The following is a 1167-nucleotide window of genomic DNA, read 5'->3' on the forward strand; positions in this document are numbered from 1 at the left end:
ATACCAAGGCGCATTGATCAGAACCCATGAGCCCATCGCCGCAGGCCAAGCGTCATGATGCGCCATGGTTGATCGGCAAGCTTGTTCCAGGCGTGGCAGCAGTGGTCGACGATGTCTTCGTAGGAACCGAAGATGCGGTTCGAGAGCCAGTTGTCGCGCATGAACTGCCACACGTTCTCGACCGGGTTAAGTTCGGGGCACCTGGGAGGCAGCGGCATGAGCGTGATGTTCGATGGCACGACCAGTTCGGCCGAGCCATGCCAACCCGCCTGGTCGAGCAGGACGACCGCATGCGCGCCGGGCGCGACATGGAAGGCGATCTCCTCGAGATGCATGCTCATTGCCTGGCTATTGCACTTGGGCATGACGATGCCGGCAGCCTTGCCTTCAGCGGGGCAGATCGCGCCAAAGATCCATACCGAGGACCGCCGCTGATCCTTCGGCGCTGAGGGGCGGGTGCCACGTCTGGCCCAGCGCCGGGTGAGCTTGGTCTGCTGGCCGATGCGTGCTTCGTCCTGCCACCACAGCTCTACCTGCGTTCCCTTCCGGAGCCCTCGTTTGATTTGTGCCAGACGGGCAGCGAACTCTTTTTAAAAATGTCGATGTCTTCGGGCTTTTGGCCACGGTGGCGCGGCCGTGCAGAGAGCTTGCGGTAGCCCATCGCACGAAGCTCGCGTCCGAGGGTCTGACGGGTGATCGACAGCCTGAACTCATCCCATACCCACTGGGCCAGATCGGCAAGCCGCCAGCGCACGACACCATGCGCTGCTGGGATCGGCCCCGCCTCGACTTGTTCGGCAAGTCGGGCGCGCTGTTCATCATTAAGGATCGAAGCCCGCCCCGGCGCCTTGCGTGTCGCCAGCCCCTCAGGACCACCCTCATTGAAGCGCAGGACCCAGTCGCGCACGATCTGAAGCGTAACCCCGGCAATCTTCGCCGCCTCGCTCCTGCTGCCGCCGTCCAGAATATGTGCGACGGCCAAAAGCCGCCGAACCTGATCGGCATCTTCGCAACGCCGGCTAAACCGACGCAAATCCGCCGATGTATAGTCTGTCCGAACCTTGATCGCTGCGGCCATTGCAAACCTCCATGTGCTTGCAATGTCGAATCAGAATTATCCCCTCTTGGGAATCCCTAACGAGAGTCAGCCTCAACGAGCTTTGGTAT

General features: G+C 61.5%; 1 protein-coding gene. It reads right to left on the reverse strand.

Going from position 1 to position 1167, the window contains the following annotated elements; genetic code table 11:
* Nucleotides 1–17 precede the first annotated feature (17 nt).
* Nucleotides 18–1078, reverse strand: a protein-coding gene (locus A9995_RS16400) for an IS630 family transposase (protein WP_233998276.1) whose coding sequence is annotated in 2 segments (ribosomal slippage) — nt 18–586 and nt 586–1078 — 1062 coding nt in all. Because the reading frame shifts where the segments join, the coding sequence is not laid out codon by codon here.
* Nucleotides 1079–1167 lie beyond the last annotated feature (89 nt).

This window comes from Erythrobacter sp. QSSC1-22B (assembly GCF_001678665.1).
Classification (GTDB): Bacteria; Pseudomonadota; Alphaproteobacteria; order Sphingomonadales; family Sphingomonadaceae; genus Qipengyuania.